The following is an 18547-nucleotide window of genomic DNA, read 5'->3' on the forward strand; positions in this document are numbered from 1 at the left end:
AACACGAGTGAGCGTCAGGTTGTCAGAATGGTACTGACCGAAGTACGTGTACTCGCCGATTCCCGGATATGTAACCTTTGTTTCGTGAGCGGGAGCGTCAACGACGAACTTTGTCCAAATTCTCTGGCCGCCCTCGTCGTAAGCCATGTCCGTAAAGCCAATTTGCCCCGTGAGATAGGCATCACTCAAAACATCATCATATGTCGAATTCACAGGATCATTAGAGAATAGCCTCACCCTACTCGGCAAGCCAAGAGCGTTTATCGTATAAGTATTTTTCGAATTTCTGTCGATCCACACATTGCCAGAAGGGTCATAGAAATAGTACGTCGTATCTACAGAGTTGTTCACATTCATCATCATCGGCCTAAATAGCGTATTGATGTATGTGTAGGCAATTGTCGTGTCACCTTCACGCTTGGACAAAAGCCTGCCCAAGCCGTCATAGCCATAGGCTCCGTTACCGATGCTACCATTATCTGTCGTATATCCAGTTAGACGCCCCTGAGCATCATAGGTGTAACTTTCGTCAGAACTGTAACCATCCCACACATGCTTTGCAGTTGCCAAACGGCCCGCAACAACGGACGGATATGTCACTGTTTCAGAATAAAGTGTCTTACCGGCAGCATTCTTGTAAGACACCTGACTCGTACGCCCATAGATGTCCTTCGCGTATGTCATGTCATAGACATGATCACCCTTGTCGAAGTAGGCCTTCTTCGAGACAGTCCCTGCCTCAGTGCGGTCAATACGCATGAGGCTGTCACCTCCTTCGAGTACAGACTTCAGGCGGCCCATATTGTCGTAGTAGTAAGCAAGCAACGATATCGTGCTCCACGAGCCGTTCTTCCACTCGGCGGTCTCCGTCGTGGAAAGCTCGCCAGACACATTGTAAGTAAAGGAAGCCTGCGTGGCGGGAGCGCCTTCCAGCCCGTAAATGGTCCACTGCTTGACCTTTTGCCCCAAACGGTTGTACGAAGACATCTTGAGGCTATTCGCCTTAATTGCGGGATCTGAACGTACACAGACACCGTCATAGGAAGCAATCGCCCCGACATCGTTCGGCAAAACACCCTCCATCTCGTCGAGAATGCTCTGCAACAAAACTCTATCTGTCGTAACACCTGTTGACAAAAGCTCTCCTATCGTCGGTTTTCCATAAAAGTTCTCCGAAAGAATATACAATTTGTCATCGGGAACAGCATTGACTGAATCCGCAAAGGAGTGTCCACAATGCACTTCGCCGGTCTTCGTGACCTTACCCTTATCATTATACTCAATCGTGGAGAAATAATTGCCGCTACAGCCAAGTTTTTCAGACATCGCCTGCTGACGTGCGTCTCGAGTAAAACGGACATTATCGTCAGCGTCGTACATGCTTACGACAGTCCCCTTGTCAGGAGTCGTGACAGTCTTGACACGACCAGCGGCATCGTAGGTGTAAGTCGTGGCAAGACCAAAAGCCCCTCCATCCACGGAAACATCCGTGTATTCGACCTGATTATCCTTATTGTAGCGCGTCCTCGAAATGACGATATGATTGCCGGATTTCGCCCAAGCGTAGAGGATATTGCCATTTGCGTCAAATATCTGCTGCGTAAACACACCCTCCGCAGAACGATTTACAACCAGCTTGTAATTGTATTCCGTCCAGTTTTCGACACTGACATCTTTGTTTGCGATAGCCTTCTTCGCTGTCGCATACTTTTCAGTCATAACCTTCTCGTTGAGCTGATTCTCAGAAAGGAAATTCGTATAATCAGACGTAATCAGCGGGATTGTCCACTGCATCGCAGATTCTTGACGCAGTGCATACGAAGCTTCTGCTACACCGGAAACATCCTTTGTCACTCCATTGTCCTCGCCGTAGTGGTAATCTTCCTTGACATACGGAACACCAAAGGCCTGCTGTTTGTCCAAGTCATCGCTACCATCGTGGTAAGCCGAGGATTTCACAATGCACTGCTTACAGAACATGTCCTCATAAGCAAAAGAGTTCTTTGCGGAAAGGTATGACAGCGGAGCGAACTCGACATTACCAAAATCGTCCAAATAAGTTGCATTCACGTTGAACTTGCCGTTTCCGAGATCAGTCTGCGTCTGCACGACACGACCGAGTCCATCCTTCACAGAGTAGGATTCAAGTTTTCTAGACGCATCCGACGGATCGAGGAACACTTCAGCCTTCACATAGGACGGGTTCACGGCAGGCAGCACCCTTGTACCGCACTTCTTGGACGTAGCGGTCACATAAACATTTCCGGTCAAAGATTCCAATGTTAAATCGACAGTTCCATCTCCGGGGAGAGTCGCAAACTGCTCCAAGAGCACCGGACCGTCATGCTTGTAAACCGTAAAGCCGTTAATTACAACTTCATCTATAGTATCTCCTGGAGCGGGTACAATCTTGGCATAAAGACTGGAACCATTAATGAATTCGTACGGGAGTCTGCCGCTGAAGTTGATTCCCTTCATGTAGGCAAGACCGTCAGACTCAAAGAAGAGAGTGTCCGTTTGCGGTTTCAGGAACTGTACCGAACGCGGCTGGCGCAATCCGTAGCTTATGTTCTTTATCCGGATAGCCCTGTTATATGCAGTATCACTTGTCTGGAACTTGAACGCAATAGCCTTCGTCATTTCCAGTGTTCTTCTATCGGTCCCCTGCTTATGCCACGATTTCATATACGCCACGGGCCATATTACAGAAGCCCCCTTAGAGGTGCTGAATTTTTTTCCCTTGGCAATAGGTTTTTCATAAGATAACCGAGGATAATTATTATAAATATCAGCCTGTCCCAAGGTTGGTCCATCTAGAAAATAAGGATAATCAGCATGAACAGCGTCATCTTTATATATATCCCCATTATCTGTTCCGAAATACCATAGCAGCACTTCGATCGGATTTTGCGCAGTTCTTCCATCACCATAAGTAATGGATTGAGCCTCGAAGGTTACATAGTTGAAGCTACCGACAACGGGATGTTCCCTAGAATGGTCAAAAGCCAAAAGACCTCCAGGAGCCTTCTGCGCTCCGAAATAAATATCAATGCTATTTTCCCCTTGACTAAACAAAACGCCATCGCCATCGAACGACTTCGCTATCCAGCCCGGACGAAGCTGTCCATTATAAACCAGAGGTTCAGCATGCCAATTTATAATATCCCTATAATTCGTTTTTAATAGATACCCACCATTATAAAGCGCTGGGCTAAAAACATCCTTGCTAGTTAATTGATTTAACGGGGAGCTACCATACTGCCCATTATAAGTATAAGCGGCAACGCTACCCCATTCAATCCAAGGTTGAAACTGGATTTCGCCATCCGTGTAGAAATACACCTGGAACGATACGGGGTACTGGAACCCATCGACTTCGAATGGGCCGATTTCGACAACGGCATACCCTTTTTTAGGATCAATAGGCAACCACTTCACTTGGATTGATGAAGAACCGGAAACAGGGTGCATCTGCTTTTTCGTGGTTTCCAAAAAAGGAACATATCCCCAAGCCTCTTCCGAAAAATCATAATCATCTGGCACATGCCCAAGATAGATACGCCCAGTACTTGTAATTGTCACCTCGTCATAGCCAGTTCCCCCAAACTTGATATTATTTTCCAAATTCACATAAAGGAGGGAACCCTCTTTGGGAAAATTCGCCGCATTGAAGCCATACGAAACCACATCTTCCCATCCTGGAAGTCCATAATGAACTCCTTGGTCATTATATCTCGGCTGGGAGAGCTGTTCAGGTTCGTCAGCCAAGGATACAGAAACTAAGGCGGAGAAAAGAACAATTTGAACAAGATTCTTTATAAACATATTCATAATTCTCTCCCCTTATCTCAAGACACTATACGGTTCTACATTGAAGTTTGCAGACCACACAAAGCCATCGAAAACAGAATGGTCAAAAAGTTGTATAGACGCATACGGAGCATAGAGAACAGCCCTCATCTGCACGTTATTGCCTATGGGGATATAGCCGTAGAAGCCAACATAGATGAACAAATCACCAAGACTGCCTCCATGGGTAATTCTGTTGAAGTTGCCCACATTGAAGCCGTTCGTTACCCATATGCGAGTTCCCGCCTCAAAATAAAGTTCAACATGGGGGTCAGTCCAGAACGAATCAAAGAAATAATCCCCCGCAGCAAAATGAATCACGGAACTATCACGGGCAGTAAAACCCTTGTAAACGCCAGGAACAGCATTCAGGCTCTGTCCAACCTTGACAAGTATATCAGATGAGCCAGTTGCGAACGGGATCACAGGCATGGATGTAGTTGAAACATTCGAAGTGTAGACAACATCACCATAGACTGCATCGCCTTGAACCTGCAAGTTTCCTCCCAGACGGATTCCACTTACATGCGAGCGGTTTGCCAAAGTTACATCACCACCGGATACAATCAAGTCACCTACTTCAGATTCGACACCAACTTCGATACCAATTCCAGCAAAGATAGAGCCTTGTACGGATACAAAGTCGCCAAGACGCATGCTGCCTACTGTATAGAACCTAGCATCAGCGAGCGTTCTCACTTCATCAGGGACATTTCCTGAAAGCAGCTCGCTAGATGAACTAGAAGAACTATAGAACAGACATGTTTCACCATCACAGGACGATGAAGAAACTGAACCGCAGGCCTCACCTTCACAAGACGAGGACGATTGGCTCCAGATATCGTCAGAGGAACTGAAGCCGCCAACATCAGACGAAGAACTGAAAGCAATCTGGTAGATATCATCGTCATTGTCGTCATCGGAGTAAGAATATTTCCATCCTCTCGACGAACTGGATCCCGAATGCACGGAACTACTAGATCTGAACAGAGATAAAGTATCACGCCTTACAAAGAAATCAACTATGACTGTATCGCTATACGGGCTTACAACGAACACATCTTTCGGAAGCGGCCCCACAAACGGAATCGTGTCGCCCCCATGATAGACAGTATCCTTCCCCGACAACGAATCAACGACATGAATCTCCCAACCGCCGGTCACATGGATATGGACCTTCGTTGTATCGGCTCTGGAAGGCTTGGCTGAGTCGCCTTTTTCGGGAACAATCGGCGTCAAATCAAGCTTGACCGTATCGCCAACCATGTTGCCACGCATCACGAGGGAATTACCGTTACCCCACAGGACTGGATTGGGTCTCGGCTTACGGTACGTATTGAGATAGTACGACAGTTCGGAACTGTCCTTGCCGACAACGCGCAGTTCAACCCTATTCAACCTTTCCCCAAGCGCAATACTCGAAACAGCCGCCGAATTGGGAAGCCTGCTCTGCACGATATTATCGTTGACGTAAATCTCTATACGGTCTACATCGGAAGGCGTACGCAAAGTCGGTTTTACAGACAAGGTACTTTCATATCCGACATTGAGTGTGTAGTTCAATATATACTGTCTGAACGAGCATGATTCATTCAAGGAGTCAGCCCCGAGATCTAGCGTAGACAAACTCAGATCAACTTTGTCATTTGCATTATAACGCATTGTGACAAGTTTATCCTTGCGAGTCGCATACCCCGCATCGAGACCCTGTTTAAATACGACATACGGATTTCCATTCGACTTTACAGCCAAATCAACAGATTTTTTCGACTGGACTGGATATGCGAAAGCGGGATTGCCGATCGACAACCACCTGTTTCCATCATGTTTTATGACGGAAATCCGATTTCTATTCGCTTTATTGCCAAACATGATATACGGAGTATCCCCACGAACTTCCAGGTCAAAGATATCGTCAGGCTGCACATAGAGAACTCTGCTTCGTTCGTCAGAAAGAGAATTGCCGTTTTTTGCAACGGCAATGGAATAATCCTTGACCGGGTTCCAGCGCAGATAATTGCTGTATGTAACCCCGTCAGCATTCACATTCTGCTGCACCGTTGCCTTGAAGACAGTAAGGGCAAGTTCCCCGTAATCGATATCGGCATTCACTACAGCATTCTGGTCGTCAGCTTCCTCATCGTCATCAAACCGTTCATCCGGATGCGTCTTATAGACAACGGCCATAAACAAGGACTGCCCATCGTAGGCAAGCTTCACCGCCTGGGGTTCGTCAATCGCATGCAGGTTTGAACCATCCCACGAAACAATATCGCCTTCATAGCGGGGCTGTCCAGAAATCTTACTCGGACCCGCCCACACAGACCTGCCCATGGACGTCTCGGAAGCATCGTAGAGGCGTTTCAACACTATATATGTCGGCGCAATCTTCACTTTATTCAAAGTTCCGTCATCTTCCTTATTTTTCGCACCTACTTCAAAAGCTTTCGGATTACCAATGTAGGCAACATAGAGTTTACCGCCTGGTCCCGAAATCATATCGAAGGTCTTGTTATTGTGGTCGCAGACAACACCATCAAGGTATGAAACGACATTTCCATGGACAACCTTCAGCACGGTGTCGCTGCCAGAAATAGTCACAGAAAGAGTATCCTTGTCAAACACGGGTACCGATCCGAGGTTTTCCCACTGGCGAGACTGCATGTTCCAAATTTTGCTATATAGCATGTCATCCGCTACAAGCCTCGGCATCGTTTTTTGATAGGTTCGAATCGAATCTATCGAGTCACGGAGCGTGACCGGAACAACTTTAGCCCTAACATCCGCACGGTAAAGCAAAGCCGAGGTGTTCCCACTTATAGCGACTTTCATATCATCTACACCGAAAGACGTATCTTTTAAATCCCTGTAATTGAAGCTAATTCCGTCATCACAATCATAAACCATAGGATATGCGAGTGAAACAGTAGAATCACTAGCACCGCTAACCACAGGAATAAAGCTCAATGCATATTTACCTTTGCCATTTTTCTCTCCATACGCAAAGTTGTAAGCAACAGAACGTCCATCAACAATTGCAGAGGTATTACGCCACAAACTTTGGGTAAAATCGGCTCTATAAATGGAATCATTGCTACCATTCTGATAAACAACACTTGAGGAGTCGTACGGGTTCATGAACTGAGGAATTTTACCATCGGCAAAACCACCAATCTGGCCATAAACAACCCAGTCCTTCTTCTTCATTCCAAACTGGAAAGCATAATCGCCATATGGTTTGCGCACTGTGTCAAAAGGTGCCACATCGACGAACAACATCCATTCCGGGTTATCAGTAAACTTGAACGAAATTGGGCAGAGTCCACCACATGCAGCGGGAATCCATTCCTGTATTTTTTTGTTTTTCCAATCGGATTCGCTACCCTTCACCAGAGCGTACTTGACTTCAGATTCATCTACTTCCAGACCAAGCTCAACTCCGATATCGATAGCATTAAGTGCGAAATACTTCTTCGATGACGGGTTATTATAAACCTTTCCGTTGACCTTTACGAATTTAAGCTTATCATCACCTGAAGCCGCGATAATGCAGCTTCCATCAACAAATGTCTTACGAGAAGCGAGATACACATTTCCTTCAGCCGTTTCAGAATAAGATTCAATTTCACGACCCATGTTGTCATAGACTACATAAGATCCGATACCTCTATCATTCACGGTGGTAATGACCTTGTCCCAGATGTCATCCCAGAACATCGCAGAAGAAGCAGCGTCGTAAGGAAGCACACGAATATCTTGTAAATGAATTCTAGATGGAGCGTTCGTCATCAATGAAAATTGCACCGGTACGGACGAATTCAAAACAGGCATTTCAAATTCAATCTTCTGCCACTCTTTATTCGTCAATACATTCCTACTTGACGAATTGGATCCTAAAGCTACATTGACACTTACGGAATCGGTGTCAAATGTCTGCACCCATGCGGACACCTTATATTTTTTACCTTGTACAGGCTTTTTTATTGTTGCAGAAAGAGAACCACTCCTTGCCAATTCTAAAAGCTTTGTCGAAAATCTGCCATATTGAAATCCAGTACTTCCATTAATCGCATAACCTGTTATTCCTTCTGAAGAATCCTTCAAAATGCAACCCGACCACGCGACATTATTAACCGGGCCGCAATACTCACCAGAAAGCATCAAGCCCTCGTCAACGCCACAACCGGCTGCGGTACCATAGACACGACGAGTCACCGGATTTTTAAACGAGGCCATTTTTACCTTTTTCGGACCTTCCTCCGTTTCAATAACGTCGTCACCGTTATACACCGAATTGAACGAAGTGCGTTTCCAGTCCGCATAGGAAGAGACACTCCCGTTTTTCACTATATGGCTGATTCCATTTTCCACATCAGTTTGAGACATTCGCTTTTGTGGAGCCATTTTCCAAGTAGATACGGACCTAAAGATATTATTAACAGTATCCCAACCGTTCGCAAACGCAGAAATGACTCGTCCCGATTCACAAGTTCCTATACACGAATAACCACCGGCAACAACATCAATTCTATTGTCTTTTCCCAACTTATTGTCATAATCACTAAGTGGCGACTTCAAATTCGCGACATACTTGGTGATTTCTTCCGTTGTCTTGGATCCATTTTTCTTTATTATAGACACAACCTGTCCATTCTTGGGAGAATACACGTAAGTTTTCGTTTCTTTGGTCGACCCATTGAACGATACGTCCTTTATTATACGATCTTGATAAACTCTTGTAGGCCAACCACTGTCTCGATATCTTTCATAACTAGTTTCCTTCCTGGATAAAATCGCGTTCTTGCCTTTGCTTTTCGAATTCGAACGGCCCCTTTGGGTCTCGACACACGTTGAACCCAGCCCGACGTTGTATTCAGTCTTGCCATTCTTGGTATATTCCCCGCTACACAAAACACTGTGTTTTTCCCCCTGGCCAAAGGGAAGCGTGACATTCATTTCCTTGAAAAGAGGTGTATTATTCGCTTCATCATAGGCGATTTGATTTGAATCTCTGGTAAAGCTATAAGTATATTCAATGGTCTTATCAACAACAGGCTCGAAAATGGTTTTCTTTTCTACATGGTACGAATCAAACGAGCCGGAAAACGAATTGCCAACCTTGTAATAGACGTCCGTCTTATTCCCCGCCGGAACAGCAAATGCATCATCTCCCAAAGAATAGGCTTCATTCAAATTAGGTACGGAAATCAAAGAGTCTTCATTCCACTTCTCGCCGTCCCAAATCCATGCTATTTTCACTTGGTTCTTTTCAATGAACCAGTCCGTTCCTGTTATAACCTTCTTCTGATCCATTTTGTTTTTCTTGGAACCGAGGTAATCGTAAGTCCACTTCTTATTTTTTGCGTCTTTCATATAATAGAGATGCAGATAGACGTACTTCTTCACATCACATCCCCTCCACTTGCACTTCAAGCGACTCTGTCCAGCAATGAAAAAGTCTCGACCGCTAAAACCGACCCAATTCCAGGCCGCAGAGGGCCAGGCAAAATCCTGAACCTGGAAATGACGTTGTTTTTCGCCCTCTTCATTACTCCATTTTTCCGTATTCCAGTAGTAGTTGGTCAGGTATCGCTTGGAATGATGCCTTACCGTATAGTAGTCCTGCCCGTGAGCCTGTAAGTCCATTGCTGTATAAAAGCCATCATTGTCAAAGTCATTCTCGTATTCCCTTACCCAATCAGAGCCGGTCCAATGCCAAGCTCTAAACCGAGAATTACCGCCAACATAAGCAGAAGGCTCCTCTACACCAACAAAATAGCCATCTCCAAGGAAATATGTACTTCCGTTATCCTGATTCGTATTATCATGAGTTTTCTTATTTCCGTAAGTTTTCTGCACAGTCCCCTTGCTGTCAAACGTATAGACATGGAACTTCACGGCATTGGAAAAATCAGTAGTGTTCACCTGTATTAACATGTGGTTTTTCTGAGCCATGACTCGTATGCCGCTCTCATTTACTGCGGCGTTGCGTATCTGATCTACATCAAATTCCATACCCCATTTTGACCAGACAATTTTTATCTCCGTTTGGGGAGTATCCCAAATGTTCTCTTTTTTAGTTTTTACATGAACCACATAATCAGGTCCAGCAAAGAACCCCATTGCTTTGGAGAAAGAACTATTGTCTATTTTTTTTTCGCACACCTTATTCCAATCCATTCCATCCCACTGATAGACCAAAGCACCTATAACGTCCTTACCTCGCTTATCATTAACAAGGAACCATCCCTGATCACCAAACTCAACATCGGATACGTCATTCACGTCAATCGTCTTGACCAGTTTCCAGCTCCCGTTTATCCTGTGAAATACGACAACATTCTTCTTAGTCTTCTTCCCGACCAAGTAGGCAGTACCATCCTCAAGGTAACCCTTGCCAAATATTTTCTCTGCATCAAGCGTCTCCTTGTGTCCCTGACCAAGAGTCTTTTTTACGTAGGTATATTCCACCCATCCGCATTCTTTTCCCTTCACTCTGAAAAGAGCACCCAACGGGTACACCACATCGCTTGATTCACCGACAGCATTTTCCGATCCGTCATAATACTCATAATACTCGTAATCGTTTTCCTCGCCCATCTTGTTAAAAAAACGCACCGCAGTCAGAAGTCTCTTAACAAAGCCTTCTTTCTTATTTCTATCAATTCCATATTGGTTCAAAGCAGAGTAGCAAAGTTCGACAGAACCCACTCTACCATTCCTACCCAAAATCACAATCTTGGCCAAGTACTTGCGGTTTATTTTTTCTATTGACATATCGACATCAGTATCACCCAGAAGTTCATTTTTCAAGCCTTCGTAGTCTAGATACTCGCCAAAAAAAGCACCCTCACCCTTATTCCTGTAATCAAATTGAAGCGCATCGCCCATGGATGAAACGACTGTTTTCAAGTACGATTCCTTGGTATACTCCTTGCCTTTAGAATCCCAGTGACCACTCCTTTTAAAATTGCCAGAAAGCCCCTCCATTATTTGCTCATAGGTATATTCGAGATAATTGCCCTCGACATCCGTTTCCTTGCTAATATTCCATACAGTCGGATAAAGCCATGGAGTGCCGCCAATCGCTTTGCCTATCAAGCCGTAACCAAACGTGATCGAGGAGCCGTCTTCCTTCAACGGCCAGAATAAGTCGTATTCTGTCGCATTCCGTTGCGGATTCGTCAAGATTTTACTGTCTGGTTCATTGATATCGCCATACTCGTGAACCACACCCTTCGTGTCTGTAATTTTCCATCCCTTGACATAAGTTATAAGATCCCCATTCCCGGTCACATCGGTAGAACCGACCACCTGTTCGACCTTCATGAACGGGTTGCCTTCCACCCACCATTTATCATTGGGATTGGAGGGATTTTCCCTAAAAATTTTGAATCGTCCACCAGATGACAGCACTAGGTAGTACTGATCATCACCAATGAAACTTGTTCCGCGATTGTCGCTGACAACTTTAGCCCTACCCAATGTCCAACCAAGACCGACAAGGCCCACCGTTGTTTGGTCGTTCCTCGTATTCATTTCCTTGAATATATTTCCCGAATAGCTCAAATCGAAATTCACCGAGACCTCGCCCGCAGAGATACTCGCAAGTGGTTTGGTCAACGCAACCGTACCTGACAAAGGATTTATGCCACCTTCGGGCGACATGTATTTATTAAAAGCATTGGAATTATCGCCGTTTTCAGCGAAAGACAATGAAAGAGCAACAATAAAAACAAAAGATATTTTTCTAAACAAAATCACAACCCTTTTCAAATTTTATTTGCAATAATTTAGTAAAAACAGACAAATTATCAAAATAAATTTTCTTTTACTTCATATTCAATTTATACACAGCAAAAAACATATTAAAAGCATACAGATATTTTCCATAAAAATTAGTCTAAAATAAATCAACAACAGAAAAAAATTGTTTTTATACATTTTGAAAATTTGTATTTATAATAGCATTAACAATTTAAGACATTACCGCACAATTCGTCACAAATTTTAATTTACATCAACAACCATTTTTCAACCAAATAAATTACCCCCAAAAAAAGCAATCCGAATGAGTCAATTCCATTCTCTTACCGGCATACAAGTAATCAAAACTTTACAAAATGTTTTAAAACAACTTTATTCACACACACGCAAGCCCACTCCACTTTCTATTTACCCATTTTTACACAAGTCTTTTTACATATTTACTATATTCGTAATGGCAAGGAGTTTACAACATGAAAAAAGAAATTTTCGCCTACTGCATTACCGTTGCATGTCTTTTATCCGCTTGCGGAGACAATTCCCCCACAACCCCTAGTAACAACGCTGAGGATTCACAGATATCAAGCTCTTCAGCAGCAAGCAAACCAACATCTTCCACAAAAGAGAGTAGCGATTCTAAAGAAGTTTCCAGCAGCTCCGCAGCCTCAAGCAGTTCCAACAAAGAAGTTGCATCCAGTAGCGCTGCGGCAAAAGGTTTCCCAGCAAACTACAATCAAGAGACGGGAATTCTGACAGATGAACGCGATGGAGAAGTTTATACGACCGCAAAAATTGGCGACCAAATTTGGATGGGGCAGAATTTGCGATATTTTACGGCAGAACCAGCTGAAGGCTGCGATTATACATATAATAGCGAAGCTGAAAATATTCCAGACCAAGAAACTTATGGACGTCCGTATTCATGGATAGGGGCAGTTCGAATTCCTTGTGATTACTTAACAAAACAAGCTGTTTTCGGAAATGACGGATTTCCCACACCACATCAAGGAGTTTGTCCCAAAGGATGGCATATTCCAAATTTTGACGAATGGAAAACAATGATTGAATTTACCGACTCACACTTGTATAAACTACTATCAAAAGATTGGGTAGAGCCTGGATATGCAGGAACAGACGAATATGGTTTTAATGTACTTTCCCCCAAAGGTGCCAATGTAGTTGTTGAATACCTTATGTTAGACAACAATGGTTCCAAAAGCACAATCATAGCTTTTAACGATATCGGCGGATCTACTCTTGAAATAGAGACGATACGTTCCGTAAAATCAGTCAATAGCATTTATCTCCGTTGCCTAATGGACTAAGTTTTGAAAATTCTAACAATCTCATAAAGACCGATGAAAATTTCATTGGTCTTTATTTTTCAAACAACATTTTCTAAATTTACCGTAATCCTTAAGGGCATCACTTTGAAAAAAGCATTTTTATTTCTTTTATCAATCGTTTCATTCTTCCTCACCTCCTGCCTTCAGGACGAGGACACGGACACTCGCATTCCTGTCCGCTATACTGTTATTGTCACAGACAAGATTACAGGCAAGGCTGTAGAAAAAGCCAAGGTCGAACTTACAAACGAAGTCCAATCAGCCCAAGCGCTCAACACAAATTCCAGCGGCACCGTAATTTTTCCATCCGAAGAAAGTTACGTCAACCAGATTGTAGTCACCAAAGATGGTTACTTCCCCAAGGATACGGTGGATATCATCAGTGGCGCCGACTCGACATTAAACGTGATTTTACGTTCCATCAGCATATTCCTTGTTCCGACAGATACAGCCTCGGTTGACTCGACAAAGAAATAGCATGTCGTTCGAGCTTAAAAATCCACCTCCACAAGCGGCCTTGCGCTTTTTACCGCAAGAGCTGATGGTCCGTTACTCCGTCATCCCGGTCGATTACAACGAAGAAAGCAAAAGGCTCACTGTCGCCATGGCCGACATTGACGATTTCGACTTGATTAACGACATTCAAGTTGCGGCAGGCGTTTACGTAAATCCAGTCAAAGCGGATGAAGATAAAGTCATCCAGTGGATTAGCGCATTTGCAGAGCATGCCGTTCCAGCTTTCGGCATGACTGCCGCCGGGAACAAGGCAAACTCCCCCGCCATCCGCATGGTGAACGAGATTATTTCGGAAGCCATGCACACGGGCGTTTCCGACATCCATTTTGAACCGGGTGAAAAATCGTTCCTCGTTCGCTTCCGAAAAGACGGTGTACTAAAGATTGCAAGAAAGCTCCCATTGCGCATCATTTCAGAAATCACGTCGCGCATCAAGATCATGGCGAGCATGGATATCGCCGAAAAGCGGCGCCCGCAGGACGGTCGCATCCATTTTGACGACGGAACCAAGGCCGTCGATATCCGCGTTTCAGCTTTGCCTACGGATTACGGGCAAAAAATGGTATTGCGCCTTTTAGACAAGGGAACGATCATACACAAGCTGGATTCACTGGGTATGACACAGGTCCAAATTGCCCTTTGCGAAAAAGAAATCCATAAGCCGTACGGCATGTTCTTGATCACAGGCCCGACGGGTAGCGGTAAGACCACCACGCTCTATACGCTATTGCAGATGATTCGTAGCCCGGAACTGAACATTTCGACAATCGAAGAACCGATTGAATACAAGCTAGACGGCATCACGCAGACAGCCGTAAACGCAAAAATTGACTTGACTTTCGCTGCTGCATTGCGTACGCTCCTCCGTCAAGACCCGGACGTAATCATGGTGGGCGAAATTCGCGATAGCGAAACGGCGGAACTGGCCATACGCGCGGCACTCACGGGCCACCTGGTTTTCAGTACACTCCACACGAACGACGCTCCTTCTGCAATCGTGCGCCTTATCGATATGGGTATCGAGCCGTTCCTTGTGGCTTCGGCAGTGAACTTTATCATGGCACAAAGGCTTGTCCGTAAAGTTTGCCCCAAATGCGGAGGCAAGGATCCCAATTGTTTAACCTGTGGCGGTAGCGGTTACAAGGGGCGTGTTGGCATTTTCGAGATGATGCCCATGACCGAGACTATCCGAGAAATGGTCCATAAAGGGACATCAAACGCAGAGCTTCGTCGGGCAGCCATTGCCGAGGGCATGAAGACTCTTGCCATGGACGGTGCAGATAAAGTTGCACAAGGATTCACCACGGAATCAGAAATTGCCGCAGAGGCGATGATTTAGCAAAATGGGCGCGGTAAGCAGCAAATGTGGATACACACTCCCCCTCACCATAGCCATCCTTGTCATTATCGGGTTTCTCGCTTCGTCGTTTTACACCATGGTCAAAACCGAACGGATTGAATCATCCCGCAGATTTTCCGATACTCAAGCAACACTCGAATTGGAGAGCGGAGTCAATTACGCATTTTTCCGCATGCAAGCCGAGCACAAGCCTTGGCGCACCGACAGCTTGCACCATACCAGCAAAGACGGGAACATCAGTTTTTCACTTTCGCAAGTACAAGACGGCGCTTTCGCCTCGCTCAACGTGTTCAATCACGATTCATCGCGCTATTTTACGGCACACACAGGATTCATACCGACAAAACGCCCCGCATTGACGTTGCTTGCTTCACAGGCTAACATAAGCCTCGTCGGAAACGCTCGTATTGATGGTGGCACAGCGCTCATGAGCGGCACTGTTTCGTACAGCAACCATTACAAGATGCGCGCAGAAAAGGATGCTTTTTTCGACACAGTCTATGTCGGCGACAGCCTCCCCTATTTTGACACACTGAAATTCTCCCCAGAAATCAGCCGTAAGCAATTTACAGAACTGTTCCAAAAGGAGCGTTGCGTTTTTGACGGAACAGATGAGGTTCCAACAGAACTCAGTTGCCGCATGGTCATAATGCAGGGCGACAGCCGCTGCAACCGCTGCAAGATTGTAGCAGAAAAAATCTTTTTACGAGAAAGATCATCATTCACAAAGGCAAATATCATTGCACGAACCATTTCAATAAAAGATAGCGTATTGTTTTCGGGAACATTTTTTGCACAGGATTCGCTGGAAGTATCCGTAAAGCGCAAACAAGAAAACACTATCAACTTGGCTGTTCAAGGGCACAAAACCGGCGATGTCGATTATACCGGCACCATCATGATTTCCGACTTAAAAGCAGACAAAGCGATAATCTTGTTTATGGGCGACAACTGGAACGAGACCATGAAGGGCATCCCCGTAACCATCGCCGAAAATGTCGATATCAAGGGATCCGTCATTTCAAGGGGATTGGTTGACTTTCGCGGTAAACTGACAGGGCAAATGATAGCCTACTATCTTGGTTTTTACGAAGGCGAAACGCTCTGGAGAGGGTTCTTTAGGAATGGACAAATAAAAGGAGACTCCACAATTCACCCATTCTTACCCGACATCGTTTATTTGGGCGGCGAGGCAAGCTATGAAAATTAAGCGCTCAAAAAATGGGAGTACACTTGTCGAAGTGCTTATCAGCTTTGCCATTCTCTCTTCCACCGGGGTTCTTGTTGTCGGCTATTTATTCCAGAATCCAATATCGAATAAGGCGTGGATAAACAATTACGGGCAAGAATTAAGCAAGATTATTTTATTGACTACACCGATTGCAAGCGACACCGTTGTCACACACACCGATGCAAGCGGGAACCACTGGGAAACAGTCGTAAAAGTTTTAAAAGACCAGGAAGAATCGTGTTTTGAAGCAACCTCAATCCGGCGTAAAATAGATACGACCCGTACGCTCCATTACTGCAAATACGGAGCGTACAAATGAACCATTTATGCAAACGAGGGTTCACACTCATAGAACTTGTAGTGACCATCGCCATTTCGGGAATTTTTTTCACCATGGCCATGAACCTCTACAGCACCGCAAACAGGGCTTTCGTCACCGACAAGAAATACGATGAACTCTACTTCGAATACAATGTTCTAAAGGCAAAAACAGTACGTTTTTTGCAGGAGCACCCCGACTTTTGCGAACGAGCCGACAAATACAAAGCAGAATACAGCCTACCGCTCAGCCCTCTGCAATGCAAGGCCATAGACAAAAAACGATATCTGGTCTATTTCCAAGGATACTCCGATTCGACCAAGCACTCGCTCGTCGGATTCAGCACAATTATCGAGGAATAAACCTACGGATTCTGCGGTGGTGGCGGTGGATTATTTTGCCCGCCATTTTCCCCGAGCTTTTCTTGCAGATGGTCGATCCGGTTTTCGAGCAGCTTTTCGATTTCTGGGAGCAAGCGGTCCTTCACGCGATCGAGATACAAGCACTGCAGCTGGATCATGCGGTTGCGATGGCGACCGGCAAACTCCTGAATCCAGTGGCTCACAGCCTGCTGGCGGTCCTGAATCTTGTCGTGCAACGAGCGCTGGATGAATGTCCTCTGGACTTCCATATAGCGCTGCATATTGAACGGCATGCGGTAAGTACGAATAAACTGCTTTAGCAATACCAGCAAGCAAAGATGATCATTGCACTGATGATCGTGAATGAACTGCCGCAACTCTTCCAGGTGTTTCTGGAAGAATGGCACAATCGCTTTATCATCGATCTGATAAAGTTCAAGTTCATCCTGTTCTTTAGTCGCTTTATCGACAGCCATGTTCCAAATCTATTTTTTTACCGAATCTTATACTTTTGCCCGCTTCACAAGGAAGCTGAATTTGGCGTTTTTTTCGTTATTTAAGGTACTTTTTCCCAGAAAAACGCGCCCTTCCGTTCCCGGATTCAACCGATCCGCAGCGGCGCCGCGGAAATCTAGCATTTCCTCGACTTCGCACTTCTGCATGCCATCGGGAGTCATCAGCTCCAAGGAATCGTCCATGGAAAACGGATTTTTCACGTTCACGAGGCAGGCTCCCGTAGCTTCATCAAAATCCTTAATCTGGGCCGCCACGCAGCCACCAGCGGCATCCACATGCGTCGCTTCATAGTTCTGCGGCAACGGTCCGCGCAAGAATCCCGGCATAAAGCCTCGCCCATCGACAAAGGTAATCGCACGGCGGCTTTCTTCGGGCACGGGCTTTCCCTCGGCCACGGCGTCAATCGCCATGCGGTATGCTCGCACGACCTGGCTCAAGTAATACACGGAGCGCGTACGGCCTTCGATCTTGAAAGAATCAAGCCCGCCCGCCACGAGTTCAGGAATCACGTCCAGAGCGCAGAGGTCGCGGCTACTCATAAAGTAGGTGCCCCAAGTGTCTTCGTCGAGCGCAATCGGGTCAAGTTCCGGGCGGTCGGTGCGCTGGAGCGCAAAAGAGCCTTCATGTTCACGATAGTCCTCGACCTGCGGACCGGAGTTCGCATACAAGCGATAAGGCATACGGCAGCTGTTGTCGCAGGCGCCCTGGTTTGCGTCGCGGTGCGTCACCCAGTTCGAAAGCATGCAACGGCCAGACATGGCCATACAAACTGCACCATGGACGAACACTTCAAGTTCAAGGTCCGGGACCTGTTTCTTTATCTCCAAAATTTCAGACAGGCGAAGTTCACGGCTCAAGATGATACGGCGTACACCCAAGTTCTTCCAGAACGAGGCTGCAAGATAGTTTGTCGTATTCGCCTGCACAGACAGGTGAACTTCCGTTTCCGGGTGTTCCTTCAAAAGCCAGCCCACAAAGCCCGGATCCGCGACAATCAAGGCATCCGGCTTGAGTTCAAGTGCCGCATTCAAAGCTTTCTGGAACGATTCCACCTTCACGTTACGCGGAATCACGTTACTCGTGAGGTAGAACTTCTTGCCATGTTCATGCGCATACGCAATGCCTTCGGCAAGGTCATCGAGGTTCTTGAAACCGTTTTCACGAGCGCGCAGCGAGAACGCCGGCTGCCCAGCATAGACAGCATCCGCCCCGTAGGCAAATGCATACTTCATTCGTACAAGGTCACCCGCAGGTGCTAAAAGTTCAGGCTTTTTCATAAAT

At 45.7% G+C, this 18547-nt stretch carries 10 protein-coding genes; 6 read left to right on the forward strand and 4 right to left on the reverse strand.

From position 1 onward, the window contains the following. Positions 1-3831, reverse strand: a 3831-nt coding sequence (locus ACJMM9_RS09560; RefSeq protein WP_405326136.1) for a hypothetical protein, incomplete at its 3' end; no start/stop codon positions are given. Between the two features lie 12 nt (positions 3832-3843). Beyond that, entirely contained in the window at positions 3844-11565 is a 7722-nt protein-coding gene (locus tag ACJMM9_RS09565) for a hypothetical protein (RefSeq protein ID WP_405326138.1), read from the reverse strand. A 524-nt stretch (positions 11566-12089) separates the two neighbouring features. Here ACJMM9_RS09565 and ACJMM9_RS09570 point away from each other — a divergent pair. The 6 genes from ACJMM9_RS09570 to ACJMM9_RS09595 all read left to right on the forward strand — a co-directional run bounded on the left by ACJMM9_RS09570 (position 12090) and on the right by ACJMM9_RS09595 (position 16750). Next, on the forward strand, positions 12090-12941 hold the full coding sequence (locus tag ACJMM9_RS09570; RefSeq protein WP_173466836.1) for an FISUMP domain-containing protein: 852 nt from the start codon (positions 12090-12092) through the stop codon (positions 12939-12941). Between the two features lie 105 nt (positions 12942-13046). Beyond that, positions 13047-13439 carry a hypothetical protein gene (locus ACJMM9_RS09575; protein WP_405326140.1) on the forward strand — a complete coding sequence of 131 codons (393 nt, stop codon included), beginning with the start codon at positions 13047-13049 and terminating at the stop codon, positions 13437-13439. 1 nt (position 13440) lies between these two features. Next, the gene (locus ACJMM9_RS09580; protein WP_405326141.1) at positions 13441-14817 is read left to right on the forward strand and encodes a GspE/PulE family protein; all 1377 of its coding nucleotides are present in this window, start codon (positions 13441-13443) and stop codon (positions 14815-14817) included. A 4-nt stretch (positions 14818-14821) separates the two neighbouring features. Continuing rightward, entirely contained in the window at positions 14822-16048 is a 1227-nt protein-coding gene (locus ACJMM9_RS09585; RefSeq protein ID WP_405326143.1) for a hypothetical protein, read from the forward strand. Then, positions 16038-16388: a hypothetical protein gene (locus ACJMM9_RS09590; protein WP_405326144.1), complete on the forward strand. Its 351-nt coding sequence runs from the start codon at positions 16038-16040 to the stop codon at positions 16386-16388. Before ACJMM9_RS09585 ends, ACJMM9_RS09590 begins: the two co-directional genes overlap by 11 nt. After that, the gene (locus ACJMM9_RS09595; RefSeq protein WP_405326146.1) at positions 16385-16750 is read left to right on the forward strand and encodes a type II secretion system protein; all 366 of its coding nucleotides are present in this window, start codon (positions 16385-16387) and stop codon (positions 16748-16750) included. Before ACJMM9_RS09590 ends, ACJMM9_RS09595 begins: the two co-directional genes overlap by 4 nt. A gap of 2 nt (positions 16751-16752) precedes the next feature. Here the strand turns inward: ACJMM9_RS09595 and ACJMM9_RS09600 are convergent, their stop codons facing one another. Both ACJMM9_RS09600 and ACJMM9_RS09605 read right to left on the reverse strand, forming a co-directional pair. Then, positions 16753-17226: a hypothetical protein gene (locus ACJMM9_RS09600; protein WP_405326148.1), complete on the reverse strand. Its 474-nt coding sequence runs from the start codon at positions 17224-17226 to the stop codon at positions 16753-16755. Between the two features lie 27 nt (positions 17227-17253). Continuing rightward, positions 17254-18543, reverse strand: a complete 1290-nt coding sequence (locus ACJMM9_RS09605) for a U32 family peptidase C-terminal domain-containing protein (protein ID WP_405326150.1) — start codon at positions 18541-18543, stop codon at positions 17254-17256. Between the last annotated feature and the right edge of the window lie 4 nt (positions 18544-18547).

The sequence above is a fragment of the Fibrobacter sp. genome (assembly GCF_045112255.1).
Lineage (GTDB): Bacteria > Fibrobacterota > Fibrobacteria > Fibrobacterales > Fibrobacteraceae > Fibrobacter.